Source organism: Streptomyces sp. BL1, assembly GCF_057628045.1.
Window position 1 is genome coordinate 6,707,415 of sequence record NZ_JBXYWZ010000002.1, and the last position, 19,104, is coordinate 6,726,518.

Sequence of the window (19,104 nt, forward strand, 5' to 3'; positions counted from 1 at the left end):
GTCGTGATCTTCATTACCGTCAAGTTCACCGTTCGTCCCGAGCACAGCGACAACTGGCTCGCGCACGTCGAGGACTTCACGCGGGCCACCCGGAACGAGCCCGGCAACGTGTTCTTCGAGTGGTCGCGGAGCGTGGACGACCCGAACCAGTTCGTGCTGCTGGAGGGCTTCGCCTCCCCGCAGGCCGGCGAGGAGCACGTGAACTCCGCGCACTTCCAGGCCGCCATGGCGAGCATCCCGGAGTACATCGCCACCACTCCCGACATCATCAACGTCGAGATCCCGGGCGACGGCTTCTCGAAGATGGCGGAGCTCACCCCGCGGCACGCCTGAGGATCCGGGCCCCGTACGCGAGCGGGCCCCGTACGCGAGGTGCTCACGGTGCGACCGTGAGCACCTCCTCCACGGGGCGGCGCGGCGTCTCCGTCCCGGTGGGCCCGTACCCGAAGCGCAGCACCATCTGGATGTGCCCGTACGCGGACAGCGGTTCGCGCAGCGGCCAGCGCAGGTCGGGCCACTCCAGGGCCTGCGCGACGAACGAGCTGGACAGCCCCTTCGTACAGGCGAGCAGCAGCACCCGCTGCATCGCCTGACCCGCGCGCAGCCAGTCCTCCCGCTTGTCGCGGGTGGTGCTCAGCAGCGCGAGATGCGGTGTCTCCTCGAACTCGGCCGTCTCGCGGCCCGGTACGGCGTGACCGCCCGCGAAGTCCCGTACGGGCGCCTTGCCGCCGCCCCGCCGGGGCCCGTACGCGGACTCCGGCACCCCCTCGTCCGGTGCCGGGCCCCGCTCCTCGCCGGGGGCGGGAGCGGCGTGTGTCCAGGAGGCCAGCTCCGCCTCGCTGCCGCTGTCGGAGAGGTTGCGGGTCTCCGCCTCCTGGGCGAGGTCCAGGACGAGCCGGAGGTGCCAGCCCACGGGGAACGACAGCCCGGCGCCCTCGCGCTGCGCCGCGTCGCGCAGCGCGGCCTGCGCCGCGGCGGGGAGCCCGTGGGGCGAGAACGGGTGGCGGCTGGTGTGCCGCTCGTACACGGCGGTCCGGAGCGCGCCGAGGCCACGCGTCTCACCTGCCTCCACGCGGCCGCCGAGCCGCACGGTGGCGAGCAGGTCCGGGTCGTCCGGCTCGGGGAAGAGCACCGTCTCCGGGTGGTGCCCCGCGTCGACGGCGGCCACGCGCAGGTTGAACAGGGCGGCGCCGCAGCCGAGATGGAGGCCGCGGCCCTCGGGGTCGGTGTGCGGCAGCAGCCGTTCCGGGTCGGCGCGCAGCGACAGGGTGCGGGTGCCGCGCGCGTACCGGAACCGCCACGGCTGGGAGTTGTGCAGGGAGGGGGCCGCCGACGCCGCGCGGACGAGGTCGCTCACGGTTCCCTCGGCGACTGTTTCCGTGCCCACCATGGCCTGTGGCCTCCTCACCGGGTCGTCCGCCCGGACGGTCCGGCGGTGTCCGGGCTGACTTCCAGGGTGGCCCGCGGGCATCCGGGCCGCACCACGGGCGTCCCGCCCGCACCGCGCCCCCGCCCGGTACGGGGCCGGACGGGGGCGCGGGACACGGGGGTTCAGCCCCGGTACGCCTCCAGGAGGCGGAGCCAGACCTCGCTGATCGTGGGGTACGCGGGGACCGCGTGCCAGAGGCGGTCGAGGGTGATCTCGCCGGCGATGGCGGTGGTCGCCGAGTGCAGGAGCTCGCTCACGCCGGGTCCTGCGAAGGTGACGCCGACGACGGTCCCGCGGTCGAGGTCGACGACCATGCGGGCGCGGCCCCGGTAGCCGTCGCCGTACAGGGCCGCGCCCGCGACGCCGCCGAGGTCCTGGTCGACGACGCGGACGCGCAGGCCGCGCGCCTCGGCCTCCTCCGCGGTGAGTCCGGCGGCGGCCACCTCCGGGTCGGTGAACACCACTTGGGGCACCGCGTCGTGGTCGGCGGTGGCGGCGTGCGCGCCCCAGCGGTCGGTCTCCAGCAGCGGCACGCCAGCGGCGCGCGCCGCGATCGCGGCGCCGGCGATGCGCGCCTGGTACTTGCCCTGGTGGGTCAGCAGGGCGCGGCCGTTGGCGTCGCCGACCGCGTACAGCCAGCCGCCCTTGACGCCGTCGACGCGGCAGCTGTCGTCCACCGTGAGCCAGGTGCCGACGTCCAGACCGACCGTGTCCAGGCCGATGTCGTCGGTGCGGGGTGCCCGGCCCGTCGCGAACAGCACCTCGTCGGCGACGAGTTCACGGCCGTTGCTGAGGGAGAGGGTGAGCGGGCGGTCCGGCAGGGGGCGGTCCAGGCGCTCCACCGACACGCCGGTCAGGACGTTCGCCCCGGCCTCCACGAGGGACGAGGCGACGAGCTTGCCCGCGAACGGCTCCATCTTCGGCAGCAGCCGCTCGCCGCGGACCAGCAGCGTGACCTCGGCGCCGAGTGCCCGCCAGGCGGTGGCCATCTCCACGCCGACCACGCCGCCGCCGACGACGGCCAGCCGGCCCGGCACCTCCTTCGCGGAGGTCGCCTCGCGGCTGGTCCACGGCTGCGCGCTGTCGATGCCGGGCGTACCGGGGAGCGCGGCCCGGCTGCCCGTGCAGACGGCGACGGCGTGCCTCGCCTCCAGGGCTGTGCGGCTGCCGTCGGGGCCGGTGACGACGACGCGGCGCGGGCCGTCGATCCGGCCGTGACCGCGTACGAGGTCGATGCCCGCCGAGGTGAGCCAGTCGACCTGGCCCTCGTCCTTCCAGTGGGAGGCGAAGCCGTCCCTCCGCTCCAGCACGGCCTGCGCGTCGATCCTGCCGGTGACGGCCTGCGCGGCACCGGCGACGCGGCGCACGTCGGCCAGCGCGGCGACCGGGCGGAGCAGGGCCTTGCTGGGCATGCAGGCCCAGTACGAGCATTCGCCGCCGACGAGTTCCCGTTCGACGATCACGGCGCTGAGTCCGGCGGCGTGGGCGCGGTCGGCGACGTTCTCACCGACCGGGCCCGCGCCGAGGACGATCACGTCGTACGTGCCGGCGGTGTCGGGTGTTGCGTCGGAGCGGCTCATCGGGACCTCCGGATCGGTGACGCGTGCGACTGCCCGCTCTGCGGGGCTACGTCCCATCCTTCCTGCCGCCGGGCCCGGCGTCCTGTGCACTCGGATTCTTCTGGGGGAGCAGGCAACCCCTGAGGCACACGGTGCGTCATTGACGGAGAACGGTGGCTTTCGCCGCGCGGGCTGACCTCCGCACGCGGCGCGTACACGCAGGGACCACGGACGTGCTCCGGGAGATCCGGGGTGGACTCCAGGGAACTATGCACTGCGTGTATACGTCGTGTGTATAGTGAAGCGGCGCGGTCCGGCCGGGCACGGAGACAGAGAGGTACGCATGTACAGCAAGGCATTCGCCCCCGAATACCAGGGCTCCCTCGGCACGCTGTCGGTGAACTCCTCGGTGGAGGACGTACTCGCTCACGGGATCGAGCAGGTACGCGAGGCAGAGCGGGCCGGGGACCGGCGGGAGGCCGCCCGCTGCGGGCTCGCCGTCGCCGAGGCGCACCGCAGGCTCGGCCATGTCGAGGAGGCGGACCGCGCCTGGAAGGCCAGTTACCGCGCGGCGCGGGACGCCGGGGACACGGGCGCGATGGCCTGGGCGGTGTGGAGCGGCGGCACGCTGGCGCGGCAGCGGGGCGCGCTGCGGCTGGCCTTCCGGCTCCTCGGCCTGGCGGCCGAACTGGCCGAACAGGGCGAGGACATCGTCGCCCGCGGCTACTCCCTCGCCGGCATGGCGGAGACCGGCCGCATCCAGGGCGACTACCGCGCCGTGGGCGAACTGCACGAGCAACTGCTGGCCGAGGCACGGCGGCGCGGCGAGGCCCGGCACACCGTGTGGGCGCTGGAGGGCATCGCGCAGATGCACCGCAACACCGGCTCGTACGACCTCGCGCTCGCCATGTTCGACGAGGCGGCGCAGATATCCGGCGACGCCGACGACTGGCGCGGCCGGGCGTGGGCGCTGCGCGGCGTCGCCGACATCCTCTCCGTACGCGGCGACGACCCGGAGCGCGCGCTCGGGCTGCTGTCCGAGGCGGAGGAGCTGTGCCGGGCGATGGACCTGTCCAGCGCGCTGGCCTACAACCACAAGATGCGCGGCAACGTCCTCTACCGCGCCGGGCGTTACGCGGAGGCGCAGACCGTTTACGAGGGGGCGCTCGCCGAATTCCGCGCGATGGGCGAACCGCGCGGCGAGGCGCTGTCCCGGCTGGGTCTCACCAAGTCCCGGGCCCGGCTGGGCAGGGACGCGGCGCGGACGGCCGCCGACCTGGCGGAACTGCGCGTCGCCCTGGAGGCGATCGGGCTGCGGCACGCGTGCGCGATGGTCGACAAGGCCCGGGAGGAGCTGGGGCTCGCCGACGGTGACGGACAGTCCGGCGGTCGTGAACAGCCTGAGGGCGGCGGGGAGTTCGATGCCCGCGCCGTCGTCGGCGCGGTGGCCGGGCGGGGCGCGGAGGTCCTGCGATGACGGCGCTGTCCGGGACGGACCGGACCGCGTACGCTGCGGCCGGCGACACGATGCAGGCGGACGACGAGTACGGCGGCGAGCACATCGAAGAGCAGTACCCCGACGGCCAGTACGGCGGCAGTGACCTCAAGGGCGGTGACCGCGGGCCCGACGCGTACGCCGTGCTGGAGCGGTGCCGGGAACTGGTGCGGCCCCAACTCGCCTCCGCTGTAAGGCGGTTGCACCCGTGGACCGGGGAGATGGCGGGCTTCTCGCTCGGCTGGTGCGAGGTCGGCGGCAGCCCGGAACCGTCCGCGCAGGGCACGGGCAAGGGCGTACGGCAGGCGCTCGCCGTCCTGGGCGCCGAGGCCGCCGGGGCGCCCGGCGAGACCGCGGCGGCCGGGGCCGTCGCCGTCGAACTCGTGCACACCTTCTCGCTGTTGCACGACGACATCATGGACGGCGACGAGACGCGCCGGCAGCGGCAGACCGTGTGGAAGGCGTACGGCACGGGACCCGCCGTGCTCACCGGGGACGCGCTCTTCGCGCTCGCCGTGGAGATCCTCGCGGAGACGCCGCACGCGCACGGCGGCACCGCGGTCCGGCACCTGGCGGGTGCGCTCGGCGACCTCGTGCGCGGACAGGCCGACGATCTGCGGTACGAGAACCGCCCCTGGACGGGCCCGGACGCCGTAGAGCCCGACGAGTACCGCGCCATGGCGGAGGCCAAGACCGGTGCGCTGCTGGGCTGTTCCCTCGCGCTGGGCGCCGTGCTGGCCGGCGCGCCGGGGATGCTCGTGGACGGGCTGGACCGTGCGGGCCGCCATCTCGGCGTCGCCTTCCAGGTGGTGGACGACCTGCTCGGCATCTGGGGCGACCCGGCCGCCACCGGCAAGCCCGTGCACAACGACCTGCGGCAGGGCAAGAAAACCTACCCGCTGCTCACCGCGCTCGCCGGCGAGGGGCCCGCCGCGTACCACCTGGCCGCGCTGCTGACCGGCCCGCGGCCGCTGGACGCGGCCGGCGCCCGTACCGCCGCGGGGCTCGTCGAGGAGGCGGGCGGGCGGACCGCCGCACTGCGCGAGGCCCGCGCCCAACTCGACGCGGCCCGCGCCTGCCTGGCCGAACTGCCACTGGCGCCGACGGCCGTACGGGACATGCTGGCGCTGATCCCGTTCCTCATCGACCGCAGCGGATGAGCGGCGGACGACGGGCGTTCGGGCGGTGCGGGGCAGGCGGGCGCGGGCCGGGTGCTGTCAGGAGTACCAGGTGGGCTGCGGCAGTTCACCGGTGAGGACGTAGCGGCCGACTTCCCGGCGCTTGTACGCGACCGGGTCGTGCAGCGTGTGCGTACGGATGTTCCGCCAGAAGCGGTCGAGTCCCTCGGTGGTGGCGGTGGCCCGTGCGCCGGTGACCTCGAAGACCCGGTTCGCGGTCTCCAGCGCCACGTCCGTCGCCCTCGCCTTCACCGCGGCGACCCGCACCTCGAGCTCGCCGCGGTCCTGCTCCGTCACCGCGTCCGGGTCGTCGTGTAGCCGCTGCCCCTCCTCGGCCACCTTGTCGGCGAGCGCCTCGGCGGCCCACAGCTTGGCCGTCAGATCGCCGTAGATGTCGATGACGTACGGCTCGTCGACGGCCCGCTCGTACCCGCCGTGCAGCCACGACCGCGACCGGTTGCGGGTGTAGGTGTTGGCCGTCTCCAGGGCGCCGCGGGCGATGCCCAGGTAGAAGTGCGCGAACACCAGCTGGATCACGGGCACGTTGAGGGTGTTGTAGACACGCGGCTGGAACGTCTTGTCGACAAAGCCCGCGGCCGAGGCCCACGGCGTACGTACGCCGTCGAGGGTGACGCTGCCGCTCTCGGTGAGGCGCTGGCCGATGTTGTCCCAGTCGTCGTGGAAGGTCAGCCCCGCGCTGTCGGACGGCACGATGGCGAACACGTGATTGCCGGGCTCTGCCGGGTCGGCGCCCTCGAACACGCCCTCCAGGACGGTCACATCGGAGACCTTGCTGCCCGTCGAGAAGGACTTGCGGCCGGTGAAGACGAGCTCGTCGCCGTCGTCGCGGACGGACACGTCGTTGTCGCGCGGGTTGACGGCCCCGCCGAAGAACCAGCGCTCGCGGGCCGCCTGGGCCTCGACCGCCTCCCACTGTTCGCGGGTGCCGACGAGCCGGGCCGCCCAGTTCCACAGGTAGTGGTAGCCGAGCAGCTGGCCGATGGAGCCGTCGGCCTTGGCGACTTCGCGGACGACGCGGTACGCGGTGGGCCAGTCCTGGCCCCCGCCGCCGTGCTCCACCGGGCCGAGCAGCGTGACCAGGCCCGAGTCCTTGAGGAGCCGCACCTCGTCGTACGGGGTGCGGCCGGCCCGGTCGCGGGACGCGGCGTCGGTGGCGAGGACGGCGGACACCTCGGCGGCGCGCTCGACCCAGCCCTCGGCGTCGGCGGGCGCGGGGCGGGATGACCAGTCGGTGGATGTGGTGACGCTCATGACGGTGCTCCTTGCTGTGGGCGTTGCTGTCTATGCGGGGGACGGGGGAGGTCGCGGGGCTGTCAGACGCGGGCGGGTGCGGCGGCGCCGGCGGTCGCGGCCTGCTGGGCCTCCAGCTCGCGCACCAGGGGCAGCACGCGGCGGCCGAAGTACTCGACCTCCTCGTGGTAGTGCAGGAAGCCCAGCAGGAAGAGGTCGACGCCGAGCCGCTTGTACGCGACGATCCGCTCGGCGATCTGCTCCGGGGTGCCGATGAGGCCCGTACGGAAGCCGTCGTTGTACTGGACGAGGTCCTCGAACGAGGAGTCCTGCCACATGCCCTTGCCGTCGGACGCCGACTTGCCGGCCTGCTGCACGGCGGCCTCGAATCCGTGCACCGCCTCGGTGTCCGCCTTGGCGACGATCTCCCGCAGGACGTCGCGGGCCTCGGCCTCCGTGTCGCGGGCGATGAGGAATCCGTTGAGGCCGAATCCCGGCGGGGTACGGCCCGCGGCCGCGGCGGCGGCGCGTACGTCCCGGATCTGTTCGGTGACGCCGTCGAAGTCCTTTCCGTTGCTGAAATACCAGTCGGACACCCGGCCCGCCATCTCCCGGGCCGCGGTGGAGTTTCCGCCCTGGAAGATCTCCGGATGCGGGCGCTCCGGCGTATTGAGCGGCTTCGGCTTGAGGGAGAAATCGCGGATCCGGTAGAAGTCACCGGCCACTTCGGCGTGATCCTTCGTCCAGATCTCGCGGAGCGCCCCGATGAATTCCTCGGCGCGCCGGTAGCGCTCGTCGTGCTCCAGCCACGGCTCGCCCAGCGCGGTGAACTCGCCCTTGAACCAGCCGCTGACGACGTTCACGGCGAACCGTCCGTCCGACAACTGGTCGGCCGTCGCGCCCAGTTTGGCCAGCACGCCGGGGTGCCACAGGCCGGGGTGCACGGCGGCGATGACCTTCAGCCGCTGCGTGGCCAGCAGCAGCGCGAGGCTGAAGCTCGTCGACTCGTGCTGGTACTCGGCGCCGTAACTGGCCATGTACCGCACTTGGCTGAGGGCGTATTCGAAGCCGTTGTTCTCGGCGAGGACGGCCAGTTCGCGGTTGTACTCGTAACTCCAGTCGGTGCGCTTTTCGATGGTGCTGGTGACCAGGCCGCCGCTGACGTTGGGCACCCAGTAGGCGAACCGTGCGGGTGGGGCGGCGGACGCAGCGGGATCGGTCATGGCGGAACTCCAGAGGTGGCGGGAAAAGGTGTGCCCGACCCACGAGATCACCCTGATCCCGGTCTCCGAACCCGTTGCAGCGAGAACTACGTGACATTGCAAAACGCCGTTCATGAAAGGCGGTCCGAGATTCGGAGAGCGGAATACGGGGACCGCTGTGCGGACGTGCCCGCCACGCGCGTGCAGCCGCCACGGAACCGTTGCCTACCCTCGAGGGGTGACCAGCAACAGCAGCCGGACGGGCAGCGCCGGAACGGAGCGGGACGTGACAGCGGGGGACGCGGGGAACTCGGGGGAAGCGGCGGACGACCGCCGGGGCGAGGTGCCGGCAGGAGTCCGGGGCGAGGTGCCGGCGGTGGTGCTGAAGGCCTGGCGGTGGCTTCGGCGGCCGGTGGTGGCGGACATCCTGGTGACGGCGCTCTCGCTGTTCCTGTCCCTCACCAGCAGTCTCCAGAACCCGCTGCTCGGCCCGGCGGACACACCGTGGATGAACCACGTCCTCGCGGCGCTCGTCCCCCTGCCGCTGCTCGTCCGGCGCCGCTTCCCGGAGGTGGCGGCCCTCGTGGCGCTCGCCGGATATGTGGCTCACGCGGCGGTGTTCACCACCCTGTTCGCCTTCTACGCGGTGGGCGCCTACCGGGGGCCGCGCAACCGCCTCCTCACCTGGGGCACCGCCGCCGTCGGCCTGGTCGTGCTCGCGCCGTGGAGCAGCCTGCCGCACCTCGGCCTGTCCGAGCTGATGCGGTGGCTCCTGTTCAACTTCCCGCTCCAGGTGCTGACGCCGCTGCTCGTCGGGCTGTACGTGGGGGCGCGCCGCGCCGTGATGGCGGGCCTCGTGGAGCGTGCCGAACGCGCCGAGCGGGAGCAGCTGCTGATCGCCGAGGCGGCCCGGGTCGAGGAACGCACACGTATCGCGGGGGAGATGCACGACGTGGTCTCCCACCAGGTGAGCCTCATGGTCGTGCACGCCAACGCGCTGGAGGCGATGGCCCACGACCCGGACACGACGGCGCAGGCCGCGGTCACCATCCGGACTGCCGGACGGCAGGCGCTGAACGAGCTGCGGGAGATGATCGGCGTCCTGCGGCGCACGCCCGACGAGGACGGCGGCCCCCGTGACGGCGGCGCTGCGTCCGGCGCCTCCGGTGACGGTGCGGCCGGCGGCACGGGGTTCGGCGAGGGCGCGTACGGGGAGCGGGCCGAGGACCAGCGGCCCCAGCCGGGGCTGGACCAGATCCCCGCGCTGGTGGACTCCTCCCGCAGCGCGGGGCTGCCCGTCGAGCTGACGGTCGAGGGGGAGCGGCGTCCGCTGCCGGACGCCGCGGAGCGCGCCGCGTACCGCGTCGTGCAGGAAGCGCTGACCAATGTGCACAAGCACGCGGCGGGCGCGGCCACGGAGGTCCGGCTCGACTACGGCGCCGGCGGCCTGAGCGTCAGCGTCGTCAACTCCCGCCCCCGGCCCGGCGGGAGCGCGGCGGACGGCGACGGGCCGCTGCTGCCCAGCGGCGGGCACGGGCTCATCGGGCTCGGCGAACGGGTCCGGCTGGCGGGCGGCACCATCGAGTCGGGGCCCCGGCCGGCCGGCGGTTTCCGCGTCGCCATCTCGCTGCCGCTCACGGCGGAGGAGCCGGCGGGCCGTACGTGAGGGGCACTCTGACGGGGCGTCAGGCGCGGTACGTCAGGCGCGTTCCGTCAGGCCCGTTCCGTCAGCCCCGTTCCGCGCTCCGGTCGTGGACCCGCAGGGCGAGCGTGACCAGGGTGGCGTCGCCGGGCCTGCGTACGTCGCGCCCGGTGAGCGCTGAGAACCGGGTGAACCGGTGCTGGACCGTGTTGCGGTGGCAGTAGAGCGCCTCGGCGGTGTCGGCGATCGACCCGGACCCGGCGAGGTGCACCCGTACCGTCTCCAGCAGCCGCGCCGACTCGGCCTCCGGCACGCCCGGCGCGAACAGCCCGGCGAGCATGTCGTCCGCGAGGTGCCGGCCGAAGGAGTCGGCGCGGTGCACCAGGACGTCCAGCCAGGAGTCCTCCAGCCGGCAGGGCTGCGCCGTGCCCTCGGGGAGGGCGTGTGCCGTCGCCGTGGCCAGTTCGGCCGCGCGCGGCACCGCGGCCAGGCCCGACACCGCGGGTGACACCCCGCAGGGGATCCCGGCGAGCCGGTCGAGGACCGCGTCGGGCGCCATGCGGCGGCCCAGCTCCACGACGAGCAGCGCGTCGGTGGAGACGGTCTGCTGCTGCACGGCGGCGCCGGCCGTACGCAGCGCCGTCGCGGCGTCTCGCAGCGCGGCACCCGCCTCCGGCAGCGCAGCCGCGCACAGGAACTCCGCGCCCTGCCGGAAGCCGAGTGCCAGCCCGGCGTCGCGGACCACGGTCGGGTTGTGGCCGCCGGTCTCCAGCAAGCGCGCGCACCACAGGCGCCGTTCGTCCTCCCGCTGCCGCCCCATCAGCACCGTGCGCTGGTAGCCCGTCATGATCCCGGTGACGTGCCGTTCCACGGCCTCCCACACGTGGTACGCGGACGCCACCAGCAGCACCTTGTCGCCGTCGTCTGCGCGTGCCACCAGCGCGGCCCACACCACGCGGAAGTCCAGCCTGGCCGCCGCCAGCAGCGAGTCCATCGGCACGCCCTGGCGGGCCCTGCGTTCCCCGATCCGCTCGGAGACGGCGGCCAGTTCGTCGGGTACGGGCAGGTCCGCGACCGTACGCAGCAGCAGTTCGAACGCCTGCCGTGCCGTCGTGCGGAAGTCGTCGTCGGGGACGTCGTCGGCGTAGTGGGCCCGTACGGGGCGCACCGCCTCCAGCCAGTCGTCGATGACGCCGCCGATGTCCTCCAGGCACTCGACGGCGAGTTCCGCCACGCGGGGCGACGAGGGCGGCAGGACGGAGAGGGCAGGGTGCATCTGCACAATCCTGGTCAACGGACCCGCGATATTTCAACGTTGGCGGGTGGGCGAACGCCGGGAATCCTGGGGGCGACGCAGGACGGACCCTGCTCCGGCGGGACACCCGGGAGGTTCCCACAGTGCATCTGACTCCCCGCGAGAACGAACGACTCCAGCTGTTCACCGCGGCCGAACTGGCCCGGCGGCGCAGGGCACGCGGGCGGCGGCTGAACGCGCCCGAAGCCATCGCGCTCATCTGCGACGAGGTGCTGGAGGCCGCCTGGGACGGGATGAGCATGGACGACGTCATCGCCGTGGGGCGTTCCGTGCTCACCGAACGGGACGTGCTGGAAGGCGTACCGGCGATGGTGCCCACCGTCCAGGTGGAGGCCATGTTCCCCAGCGGGACGGCGCTCGTCGCGGTGGATACGCCGATCGCCGTGTCCGGTGCCGCGTCGGGCTCCGTGTCCGGCTCCGCGTCGAGTGAGGGCCCGGCGCCGGGTGAGGTGCGTACCGGTACGGAGCCCGTACGCATCAACGAGGGCCGCCGGCGGATGCGGCTCACCGTACGCAACACGGGCGACCGCCCGGTGTACGTCTCCTCGCACTATCCGCTGGCCGAGGCCAACACGGCGCTGGAGTTCGACCGTTCGGCGGCGGCCGGCATGCGGCTGGACGTGGCGGCGGGCACAGCGCTGGTCTTCGCACCCGGCACGGAGCGCGAGGTGGACCTGGTGGCGGCCCGGCACGAGAACGCGGGCCTGCGGGCCGGGCCGCCCGGAGTCACGGCAGAGGGGGAGGAGCTCGCATGACGGACGTCGACCGCCGTACGTACAACGCGCTGTACGGGCCGACCACGGGCGACCGGGTGCGGCTCGGCGACACCGGACTGTGGGTGGAGGTGGAGGCCGACGACGGGACGGCAGGGGACGAACTCCTCGGCGGCTGCGGCAAGACCGTACGGGACGGGCTGCTCGCGTCGCCCCGTTCGGACCGCGCCTCGGCCCTCGACATGGTCGTGTCCAGCGTGCTGCTGCTGGACCCGGTGCTCGGCGTGCGCAAGACCGACATCGGGGTGAAGGACGGCCGCGTCGTCGCCGTCGGAGGCGTCGGCAACCCGGATGTGCTGTCCGTCGACTTCGCCGTGGACTCGCACACCTCGATGGTCCCCGGCGAAGGGCTCATCGCCACCCCGGGCATCGTCGACAGCCATGTGCACCTGTCCTCCCCGGAGATCGCGCCCGCCGCGCTCTCCTCCGGTGTGACGACCGTCGTCGGCATGGGCCTCGGCGGGATGTGGGAGATCGGCTGCAATCCGGCGCACAACCTCCGTACGTTGATGAGCGCCTGGCGCGGTACGCCGCTCAACGTGGCGTTCCTGGCGCGTGGTTCGTCCAGTTCGCGCGCGCTGCTCGACGACGTGGTGCTCGCGGGGGCCGGCGGCTTCAAGATCCACGAGGATTTCGGGGCTACGCCGCGCATCGTCGACACCTGCCTCGGTACGGCCGAACACGCCGATCTGCCCGTCGCGTTGCACACGGACTCGATGAACGAGTCGGGCTACCTCGCCGACACCGTCGGCGCGACGCGCGGCCGTACGGTGCACGCGTACCACGTGGAGGGCGGCGGCGGGCACCCCGACCTGCTGGAGATCCTCTCCGAGCCGCACATCCTGCCGTCCTCCACCACGCCGACCGTGCCGTACACCGTGAACACCGTCGACGAGCTGTTCCCGATGACGATGACCGTGCACCGGCAGAACCACCACAGCGAGAGCGATGTCGCCATCTCCCGCAGCCGCATCCGCGGGCACGCCATCGCCGCCGAGAACTCCCTGCACGACCTCGGCGCGATCAGCATCGTCAACTCCGACTCCATGGGCATGGGCCGGATCGCCGAGACGGTGCGCCGTACGTGGCAGCTTGCCCACGTACAGGCCCTGCGGACGGGGGAGAGCGGCGTCGAACACCCCGCGAACGAGCGGGTGTTGCGCTACCTCGCCAAGATCACGCTGAACCCCGCGGTGGCGCACGGCCTCGCGCACGAGGTCGGCACCGTGCAGCCGGGGCGGCTCGCCGACCTCGTGCTGTGGCACCCCGCCTGGTTCGGCACGAAGCCCGAACTCGTCGTGAAGGGCGGCTTCGTGGCCTGGGGCAACACCGGTTCCGGGTCCGGCTCCACGAGGCTCACGCAGCCGCGCTCGTACCGCCCGTACTACGGGGCGCTCGGTGACGCGCCGGCCCGGCTCTCCCGGGTCTTCGTCGCGGGGGAGGCCCTGGAGGACTCCGCGGCGCGGCGCGCGCTGCCGGAGGGGCTGAGCTATGCGGCGGTACGGGGCACGCGTGGCCTCACCCGCGCCGACATGCGGCACAACACCGCCACCCCGCGCGTCGAGGTGCCGCGCGAGCCGGGCCCCGTCCTCGTAGACGGCCACCCCACCGCCACCGCCCCGGCAACTGACCTACCCCTGGCCCAACTTCACCATTTGGCCTGACCCCGGGCACGCGCTCCGCGCGAGGTGTGGGCAGCTGGTCCGCCCAAGGGGCGGAACGGGTGGGCACACCGGACCGCCAGCCGCGAGGCCAACGCACCCCACAGCGCAACGCACGCGCCGCAGTTGAGGGGCCGCCCCGCCAGGCCCCGCCCCCGTCCCCAGGAGAACCGCATGAGCCACGAACCAACCCCACCAGCACCAGGAACCCCACCACAGAGCGGGGCCCCAGCGCACGGCCCCGCCAAGGAAGGCGCCGCCCCCGCCGACATCCGCCGCCTCCTCTCCGCCGCCTTCATCGGCACCGCACTGGAGTGGTACGACTACTTCCTCTTCGGCACCGCCGCCGCCCTCGTCTTCAACAAGCTGTTCTTTCCCGGCCTGGACCCGGCCGTCGGCACCATCGCGTCGTTCATGACCTTCGCCGTCGGCTTCATCGCCCGGCCTGTCGGCGCCGCCATTTTCGGGCACGTCGGTGACCGGTACGGCCGGAAGACCGCGCTGATCATCACCGTGGTCCTGATGGGCGTCTCCACGGGCTGTATCGGGCTGCTGCCCGGCTACGCCACCCTCGGCATCTGGGCGCCGGTGCTGCTCGCGGCGCTCCGCTTCCTCCAGGGCGTGTCGGTCGGCGGCGAGTGGAGCGGCGCGATGCTGCTCACCCTGGAACACACCCCGCGCGAGAAGCACGGCAGCTACTCCACGGTGCCCCAACTCGGCTCGCCTGTCGGCACGTTGCTCTCCAGTGGTGCCTTCGCGCTGGCGGGCGTACTGGGGGACGGCGCGTTCCACTCGTGGGGCTGGCGGGTGCCGTTCCTCGCCGCCTTCGTGCTGCTGCTCGTCGCGCTCTATCTGCGGCTGCGCGTCGAGGAGTCCCCGGTCTTCAAGGCGATGCTGGAGGACAGCGAACGGAACGGGCCGCCGCCCGTGCCGCTCTTCGAGGCGTTCCGCCGCAGCTGGGGCCGGATGCTCGTGGCGGTGGGCGCGGCACTGCTCGGCATCGGCGGTTTCTTCCTGATGACCACCTTCATCATCTCGTACGGGACGGGGGAGTTGGGTGTCGACAAGTCGGTGATGCTCAACGCCACGCTCGTCGGAGCGGTCGCCGAGATCGTCGTCCTGGTGGTGGCGGGCCGCATCGCGGACCGGGTGGGCGCCTGGAAGGTGTGTACCGTGGGCGCCTGCGTCTCCGTCCTCGCCGCGTTCCCCGCGTTCTGGCTCATCGACACCGCGCGGACAGGGCTGGTGATCCTCGGCGTCACCCTCGCCATCGCCGCGCTGTCCATTCCGTACGCGCCGATCGGGGCCGTCGTCTCCGGCCTGTTCCCCGAGACGTTCCGCTACAGCGCGGTCGCCATGTCGTACAACATCGCCGGTGTGCTGTCCGGCTTCGTGCCCCTGGTGGCGGCCTCGCTGCTCGACCTCTCCGGCGGCGGCTCGTGGAGCGTCGTCCTGCTGCTGATCCTCATCTCCGCCTGTACGGCGGCCGGTTCGTACGCCGCCGGACGGCTGCTGCGCCGCGGCACCGGCACCGGCCCCGGCGACCGTACCGGCACCGCACACTCCGGCTCCGGCTCCGACTCGGACCCGGGCTCCGACTCCGCGAAGGCGACCGTATGACTCCGCTCCCTCCCGCCACCCCCACTGATCCGGGCAGCCCGACCGACTCCGGCACCCCGCACGACCCCGCGCCCCGTACCGGCGGCCAGGTGCTGACCGCTCAACTTCTGCGGCACGGCACCGAGTTGGTGTACGGCGTGCCGGGCGAGAGCTATCTGGCGGTGCTGGACGCCCTGCACGACGCGCCCGTACGGATGGTCGTCTGCCGTCAGGAGGGCGGCGCGGCCTACATGGCCGAGGCGTACGGCAAGCTCACGGGGCGACCCGGCGTGTGCTTCACGACGCGCGGCCCGGGCGCCGCCAACGCGCTGGTGGCCCTGCACACGGCCGACCAGGACGGCACCCCGCTGGTGCTCTTCGTCGGGCTGGTGCCGCGCGGCCACACCGGGCGCAACTCCTTCCAGGAGCTGGACCTGCGGGGCACGTTCGGCGCGACCGCGAAGCTCGTCGAGACCATCGAGGACGCCGAGCGGATACCCGAACAGGTCGCCCGCGCCTACGCCGTCGCCGCCTCGGGGCGGCCAGGGCCCGTCGTGCTCGGGCTGCCCGAGGACATGCTCACCGACCTCGTCCGGGTGCCCGACGCGCCGCCGCTGCCCATTGCCGAAGGGGCCGTGTCCGACGGCCAGTTGGACCGGCTCGGTTCGCTTCTGGCGGCTGCCGAACGCCCGTTGGTGCTGCTCGGCGGCGGCCGCTGGACGGACCGTGCCCGCGCCGGTGTCCGTGCCTGGGCGGAGGAGTGGTCGCTGCCCGTCGCCGTCGACTTCCGCTGCCAGGACCTCGTACCGTCCGACTGCGAGGTGTACGTCGGCCACTTGGGCTACGGCCGCTCCGACGCGCTCGCCGCGCGGATGCGCGAGACGGACCTGCTCATCTGCGTCGGCACCGGCCCCTCCGACGTGAACACGGACGGCTTCACCCTGCTCGGGCGGCCCGGCAGGGACGGGCCGCGGCTCGTACAGGCACTCCCCGAACCCCTGCCGCGCGGCGCCCTCTACACGCCCGAACTCGCCCTGACCGCCGCGCCCGAGGCGTTCGCCGACGCCGTACGGGCGCTGAAGCCCGCCGGGGCGGCGCGCTGGGCGGAGCGCACCGAACGGGACCGGGCCGCGTACCGCGACTTCCGCGCCCCGCTGCACGACCCCGACCCCCTCGACCTGGGCGCCGTCTTCGCGGCCCTGGACTCCCGGCTGGACGCCGACGCCGTCGTCACGTTCGGCGCGGGCAACCACGCCAAATGGGCGCAGCGCTTCCTCACCTACCGCGACGGCATGCGCCAACTCGGCCCGCGCAACGGCTCGATGGGCTACGGCATCCCCGCGGCCGTCGCCGCCACCACACTGTTCCCGGGCCGCCAGGTCGTGTCCGTCGCGGGGGACGGCTGCTTCCTCATGAACGGCCAGGAGCTCGCCACCGCCGTCGCCGAAGGCGCCGCGCCGCTGATCCTCGTCCTCGACAACGGCGGCTACGGCACGATCCGCCAGCACCAGGAACGCCACTACCCGGGCCGCGTCAGCGGCACCCGCCTGGTCAACCCCGACTTCGCCGCGTACGCCCGCTCCTTCGCCGCCCACGGCGAAACGGTCACGGAGACGGGCGAGTTTGGCCCAGCCCTGACGCGCGCGCTGACCGCCACGGCGGCCGGCACCCCGGCCCTCATCGCCCTGAGGGTGGCGGAGGGACGGCTGGGCCCGGGTGTGACGGTCAACTCCGTACGCGACACCCCGGACCCCGAGGAACCGTACTGACCCCGTCCCAACTCGTCGCGGAATTCCGAAAGTTGACCTGGAATCCGCCCGCAACGCCATTACACTCACCGCGACGTTGACCTCGTGCCGTGCGACAACCGCGGCACGAGGCACGGTACGGGGGTGAACCGATGGCGACCACGCTGGGTTTCGAGGAGCTGATCGGCGACGAGCGCTTCTTCCCGCGACTGCTGGACCGCAACGCCCACGGCCACATGAGCGCGCAGCCGTACGGCCCCGACCTCCCCGTCGTGCTGCTCACCGGCGGCCCCGGCATGGGCAAGCAGCAACTGCTGGAGGAGCTGCGCGACCGGTTCGCCGGGAAGGCGCCGGTGGTCCTGGTGAACTGCGCCGACCCGCAGTACGAGCGGGAGGCCGGCGAGCGCCCCTCCTGCCGGTCCGCCGCGACGGAGACGCTGTACGACGTCGCGCAGCGGATGGAGGAGTGGGACGGTCCGGGCGGGGCGGTGCCCACTCCCCGGTTCTTCGCCGGGATGGCCGCGGTGGCGGCCGGTCAGGGCCTGCGGCAGCAGGAGTTGGACGAGGAGCTCACCCGGTACCGCCGGCTGCTGCACGCCCCGCAGACGTGGGGCGCCAGGATGGTCAGGAACCTGGCGCAGGGGTATCTGGTCGCGCTGGCGGGGATCGTCGCCCCGCCGGCGGCGATGCCGCTGGTGGGCGCGGCGCTGACCGAGTTCCTGGAGATGCTGGCGGCAAAGGGCGACGAGCCGGTGCAGGGCACGTACAGGAGCTATCCGGGTGCTGCCGGAGTCGCCGCCACCGGGCTGCGGCTGCTCGCCAAGAGCTTCCGCAGGGACGAGGAGGGACGCCGGTTCGCCGAGGGCTTCCTCTTCCGCGCCCTGCGGGAGGACGTCGACGCTGCCTACTCCGGTACCGGCGGCAGACTCCGGCGCGTCGGCCGTCCCGCCATCCTGCTGCAGCACTCCAACTGGCCGGTGGGACGAATGCTGTTGGCGGCCGCCCTCGACGACCGGGCCGAGGGCCACCGGGGCCGCACGGTGCTCGTGGCAACCGAGCGGATGGCCGAGCCGCTGTTTCTGGCGGGGGAGCAGCGCACCGAGGAGCTCGCGGTCTACCGGCCGGACGAGCAGGCGCCGCCCGGGAGTTGGGAGCAGACGCCCGCGCGCGGACAGCTCGGGCAGGCCGTGCTGCTGCTGCGCATGCCGTCGCTCACTTCCGTACAGGTGAAACAGCAGGTGCTCGATCAGGCGGGCGTGGCGGACAACGCGGGTCTGCTGCTCCGGTCCCAGGCCGCGGTGCGGCGGCTTTCCGGCCACCGGCCCCGGATGGTGCAGCGGCTGGCGGAGGCGGCCGCTCAGCTGCCCCGGCTGGACAACGACCGGGACCTGCTGGACCACCGGGTCCTCCTCGACGGTGTCCCCGCGGCGGTACGGGACGTGCTGCTGGAGGAGTTGGTGCTGCGGCAGCTGCCGGAGCGGCTGCCCGTCGGACACACCGGCCACTGGCTCGACCTGCTCACGCAGCTGTCGGTCGCCCACAGCGGAGACTGCGCCCGCACGCTGCTGCGCAGCGACGAGCCGGCACAGCTGGCCGACGGACTCACCGCGGACCAGGTGCAGCAGTATCTGCTGGAGAGCGGCTGGCCTGCCTGCGAGCGGCACTTCATCGGCGACTTCGGCCTGCGGCAGCTGCTGATGAGCCGCCTGTACGGGCCTGGCCACACCGACTGGCACCGCAACCACAGCCTGCTGTACGCGCACTACCGCGTCCACTCCGAGGCCCCGGACCGCGCCTTCGGCACCGCCGCCGCGCACGGCCTCAACCACGACCTGGTCGCGGGCGGCGGCCCCGAGCGCGCGATACGGCACCTGGCCGCGGAGTTCCCGGCGAGCGGCACGAGGGCCGAGGAGTGGTGCGAGCAGCTGCTGGCGATCGCCCAGGCCCCGTTACTGGACGGCCCCGACGTACGGCATGCCCGGATGAACGTGGCGGAGATCGTGGGCACCACACTCGAGCGGCAATTGGACCAGCTGCTGCACGCCGTGTGGCTGTGCGAGGAGCGCACCCGGCCGGCGGACGCCGCGGCCGCCGAGAAGATGGAGGATCTGCTCGGCGATCTGGCGCTCGCGTACCCCGATGCCGCACCCGTGCTCGCGAACCGGGCCAGGGAGTGGGGCAAACGCGCCGGCGGCAGGCGCCCGTTGCAGCCCTGCGCCTGTACGTCCCATATCAGTTGGGGGAGCTGAGCA

The 19,104-nt window shown here is 73.3% G+C and carries 14 protein-coding genes; 9 read left to right on the forward strand and 5 right to left on the reverse strand.

From position 1 onward, the window contains the following. The first annotated feature begins 3 nt into the window (after positions 1–3). On the forward strand, positions 4–333 hold the full coding sequence (locus AC3AGO_RS29345) for a putative quinol monooxygenase (RefSeq protein WP_487823269.1): 330 nt from the start codon (positions 4–6) through the stop codon (positions 331–333). A gap of 43 nt (positions 334–376) precedes the next feature. On the opposite strand, the gene AC3AGO_RS29350 is transcribed toward AC3AGO_RS29345, so the two are convergent. Then, entirely contained in the window at positions 377–1,390 is a 1,014-nt protein-coding gene (locus AC3AGO_RS29350; RefSeq protein ID WP_487823270.1) for an Acg family FMN-binding oxidoreductase, read from the reverse strand. A 161-nt stretch (positions 1,391–1,551) separates the two neighbouring features. Then, the gene (locus tag AC3AGO_RS29355; protein ID WP_487823271.1) at positions 1,552–3,009 is read right to left on the reverse strand and encodes a dihydrolipoyl dehydrogenase family protein; all 1,458 of its coding nucleotides are present in this window, start codon (positions 3,007–3,009) and stop codon (positions 1,552–1,554) included. A gap of 322 nt (positions 3,010–3,331) precedes the next feature. Between AC3AGO_RS29355 and AC3AGO_RS29360 the strand changes: the two genes are divergently transcribed. Together AC3AGO_RS29360 and AC3AGO_RS29365 are read left to right on the forward strand one after the other, a co-directional pair. Then, the gene (locus AC3AGO_RS29360; protein ID WP_487823272.1) at positions 3,332–4,465 is read left to right on the forward strand and encodes a tetratricopeptide repeat protein; all 1,134 of its coding nucleotides are present in this window, start codon (positions 3,332–3,334) and stop codon (positions 4,463–4,465) included. Beyond that, a complete protein-coding gene (locus tag AC3AGO_RS29365; RefSeq protein WP_487823273.1) occupies positions 4,462–5,643 on the forward strand; it encodes a polyprenyl synthetase family protein in 1,182 nt (393 codons plus the stop codon). Before AC3AGO_RS29360 ends, AC3AGO_RS29365 begins: the two co-directional genes overlap by 4 nt. A gap of 57 nt (positions 5,644–5,700) precedes the next feature. Here the strand turns inward: AC3AGO_RS29365 and AC3AGO_RS29370 are convergent, their stop codons facing one another. Then, positions 5,701–6,933, reverse strand: a complete 1,233-nt coding sequence (locus AC3AGO_RS29370; RefSeq protein WP_487823274.1) for an acyl-CoA dehydrogenase family protein — start codon at positions 6,931–6,933, stop codon at positions 5,701–5,703. A 62-nt stretch (positions 6,934–6,995) separates the two neighbouring features. Continuing rightward, complete coding sequence (gene sfnG / locus AC3AGO_RS29375) at positions 6,996–8,135, reverse strand: dimethylsulfone monooxygenase SfnG (protein ID WP_487823275.1); 1,140 nt, start codon at positions 8,133–8,135, stop codon at positions 6,996–6,998. A 217-nt stretch (positions 8,136–8,352) separates the two neighbouring features. Here sfnG and AC3AGO_RS29380 point away from each other — a divergent pair, with 217 nt between their 5' ends. Beyond that, entirely contained in the window at positions 8,353–9,780 is a 1,428-nt protein-coding gene (locus tag AC3AGO_RS29380; RefSeq protein WP_487823276.1) for a sensor histidine kinase, read from the forward strand. A gap of 61 nt (positions 9,781–9,841) precedes the next feature. Here AC3AGO_RS29380 and AC3AGO_RS29385 read toward each other — a convergent pair whose 3' ends face one another. After that, a complete protein-coding gene (locus AC3AGO_RS29385; RefSeq protein WP_487823277.1) occupies positions 9,842–11,032 on the reverse strand; it encodes an RsbRD N-terminal domain-containing protein in 1,191 nt (396 codons plus the stop codon). A 122-nt stretch (positions 11,033–11,154) separates the two neighbouring features. On the opposite strand from AC3AGO_RS29385, the gene ureA reads away from it, so the two are divergent. The 5 genes from ureA (at position 11,155) to AC3AGO_RS29410 (ending at position 19,101) form a co-directional block, all read left to right on the forward strand. Further along, positions 11,155–11,826, forward strand: a complete 672-nt coding sequence (gene ureA / locus AC3AGO_RS29390; protein WP_487823278.1) for an urease subunit gamma — start codon at positions 11,155–11,157, stop codon at positions 11,824–11,826. Further along, positions 11,823–13,508 (forward strand): urease subunit alpha, encoded by a 1,686-nt coding sequence (locus AC3AGO_RS29395; RefSeq protein ID WP_487823279.1) that lies wholly within the window; start codon positions 11,823–11,825, stop codon positions 13,506–13,508. Before ureA ends, AC3AGO_RS29395 begins: the two co-directional genes overlap by 4 nt. A gap of 171 nt (positions 13,509–13,679) precedes the next feature. Continuing rightward, complete coding sequence (locus tag AC3AGO_RS29400; protein ID WP_487823280.1) at positions 13,680–15,125, forward strand: MFS transporter; 1,446 nt, start codon at positions 13,680–13,682, stop codon at positions 15,123–15,125. After that, positions 15,122–16,873 (forward strand): thiamine pyrophosphate-dependent enzyme, encoded by a 1,752-nt coding sequence (locus AC3AGO_RS29405; protein WP_487823281.1) that lies wholly within the window; start codon positions 15,122–15,124, stop codon positions 16,871–16,873. The genes AC3AGO_RS29400 and AC3AGO_RS29405 overlap by 4 nt, the downstream gene beginning before the upstream one ends. A 131-nt stretch (positions 16,874–17,004) precedes the next feature. After that, positions 17,005–19,101, forward strand: a complete 2,097-nt coding sequence (locus tag AC3AGO_RS29410) for a hypothetical protein (RefSeq protein ID WP_487823282.1) — start codon at positions 17,005–17,007, stop codon at positions 19,099–19,101. Positions 19,102–19,104 lie beyond the last annotated feature (3 nt).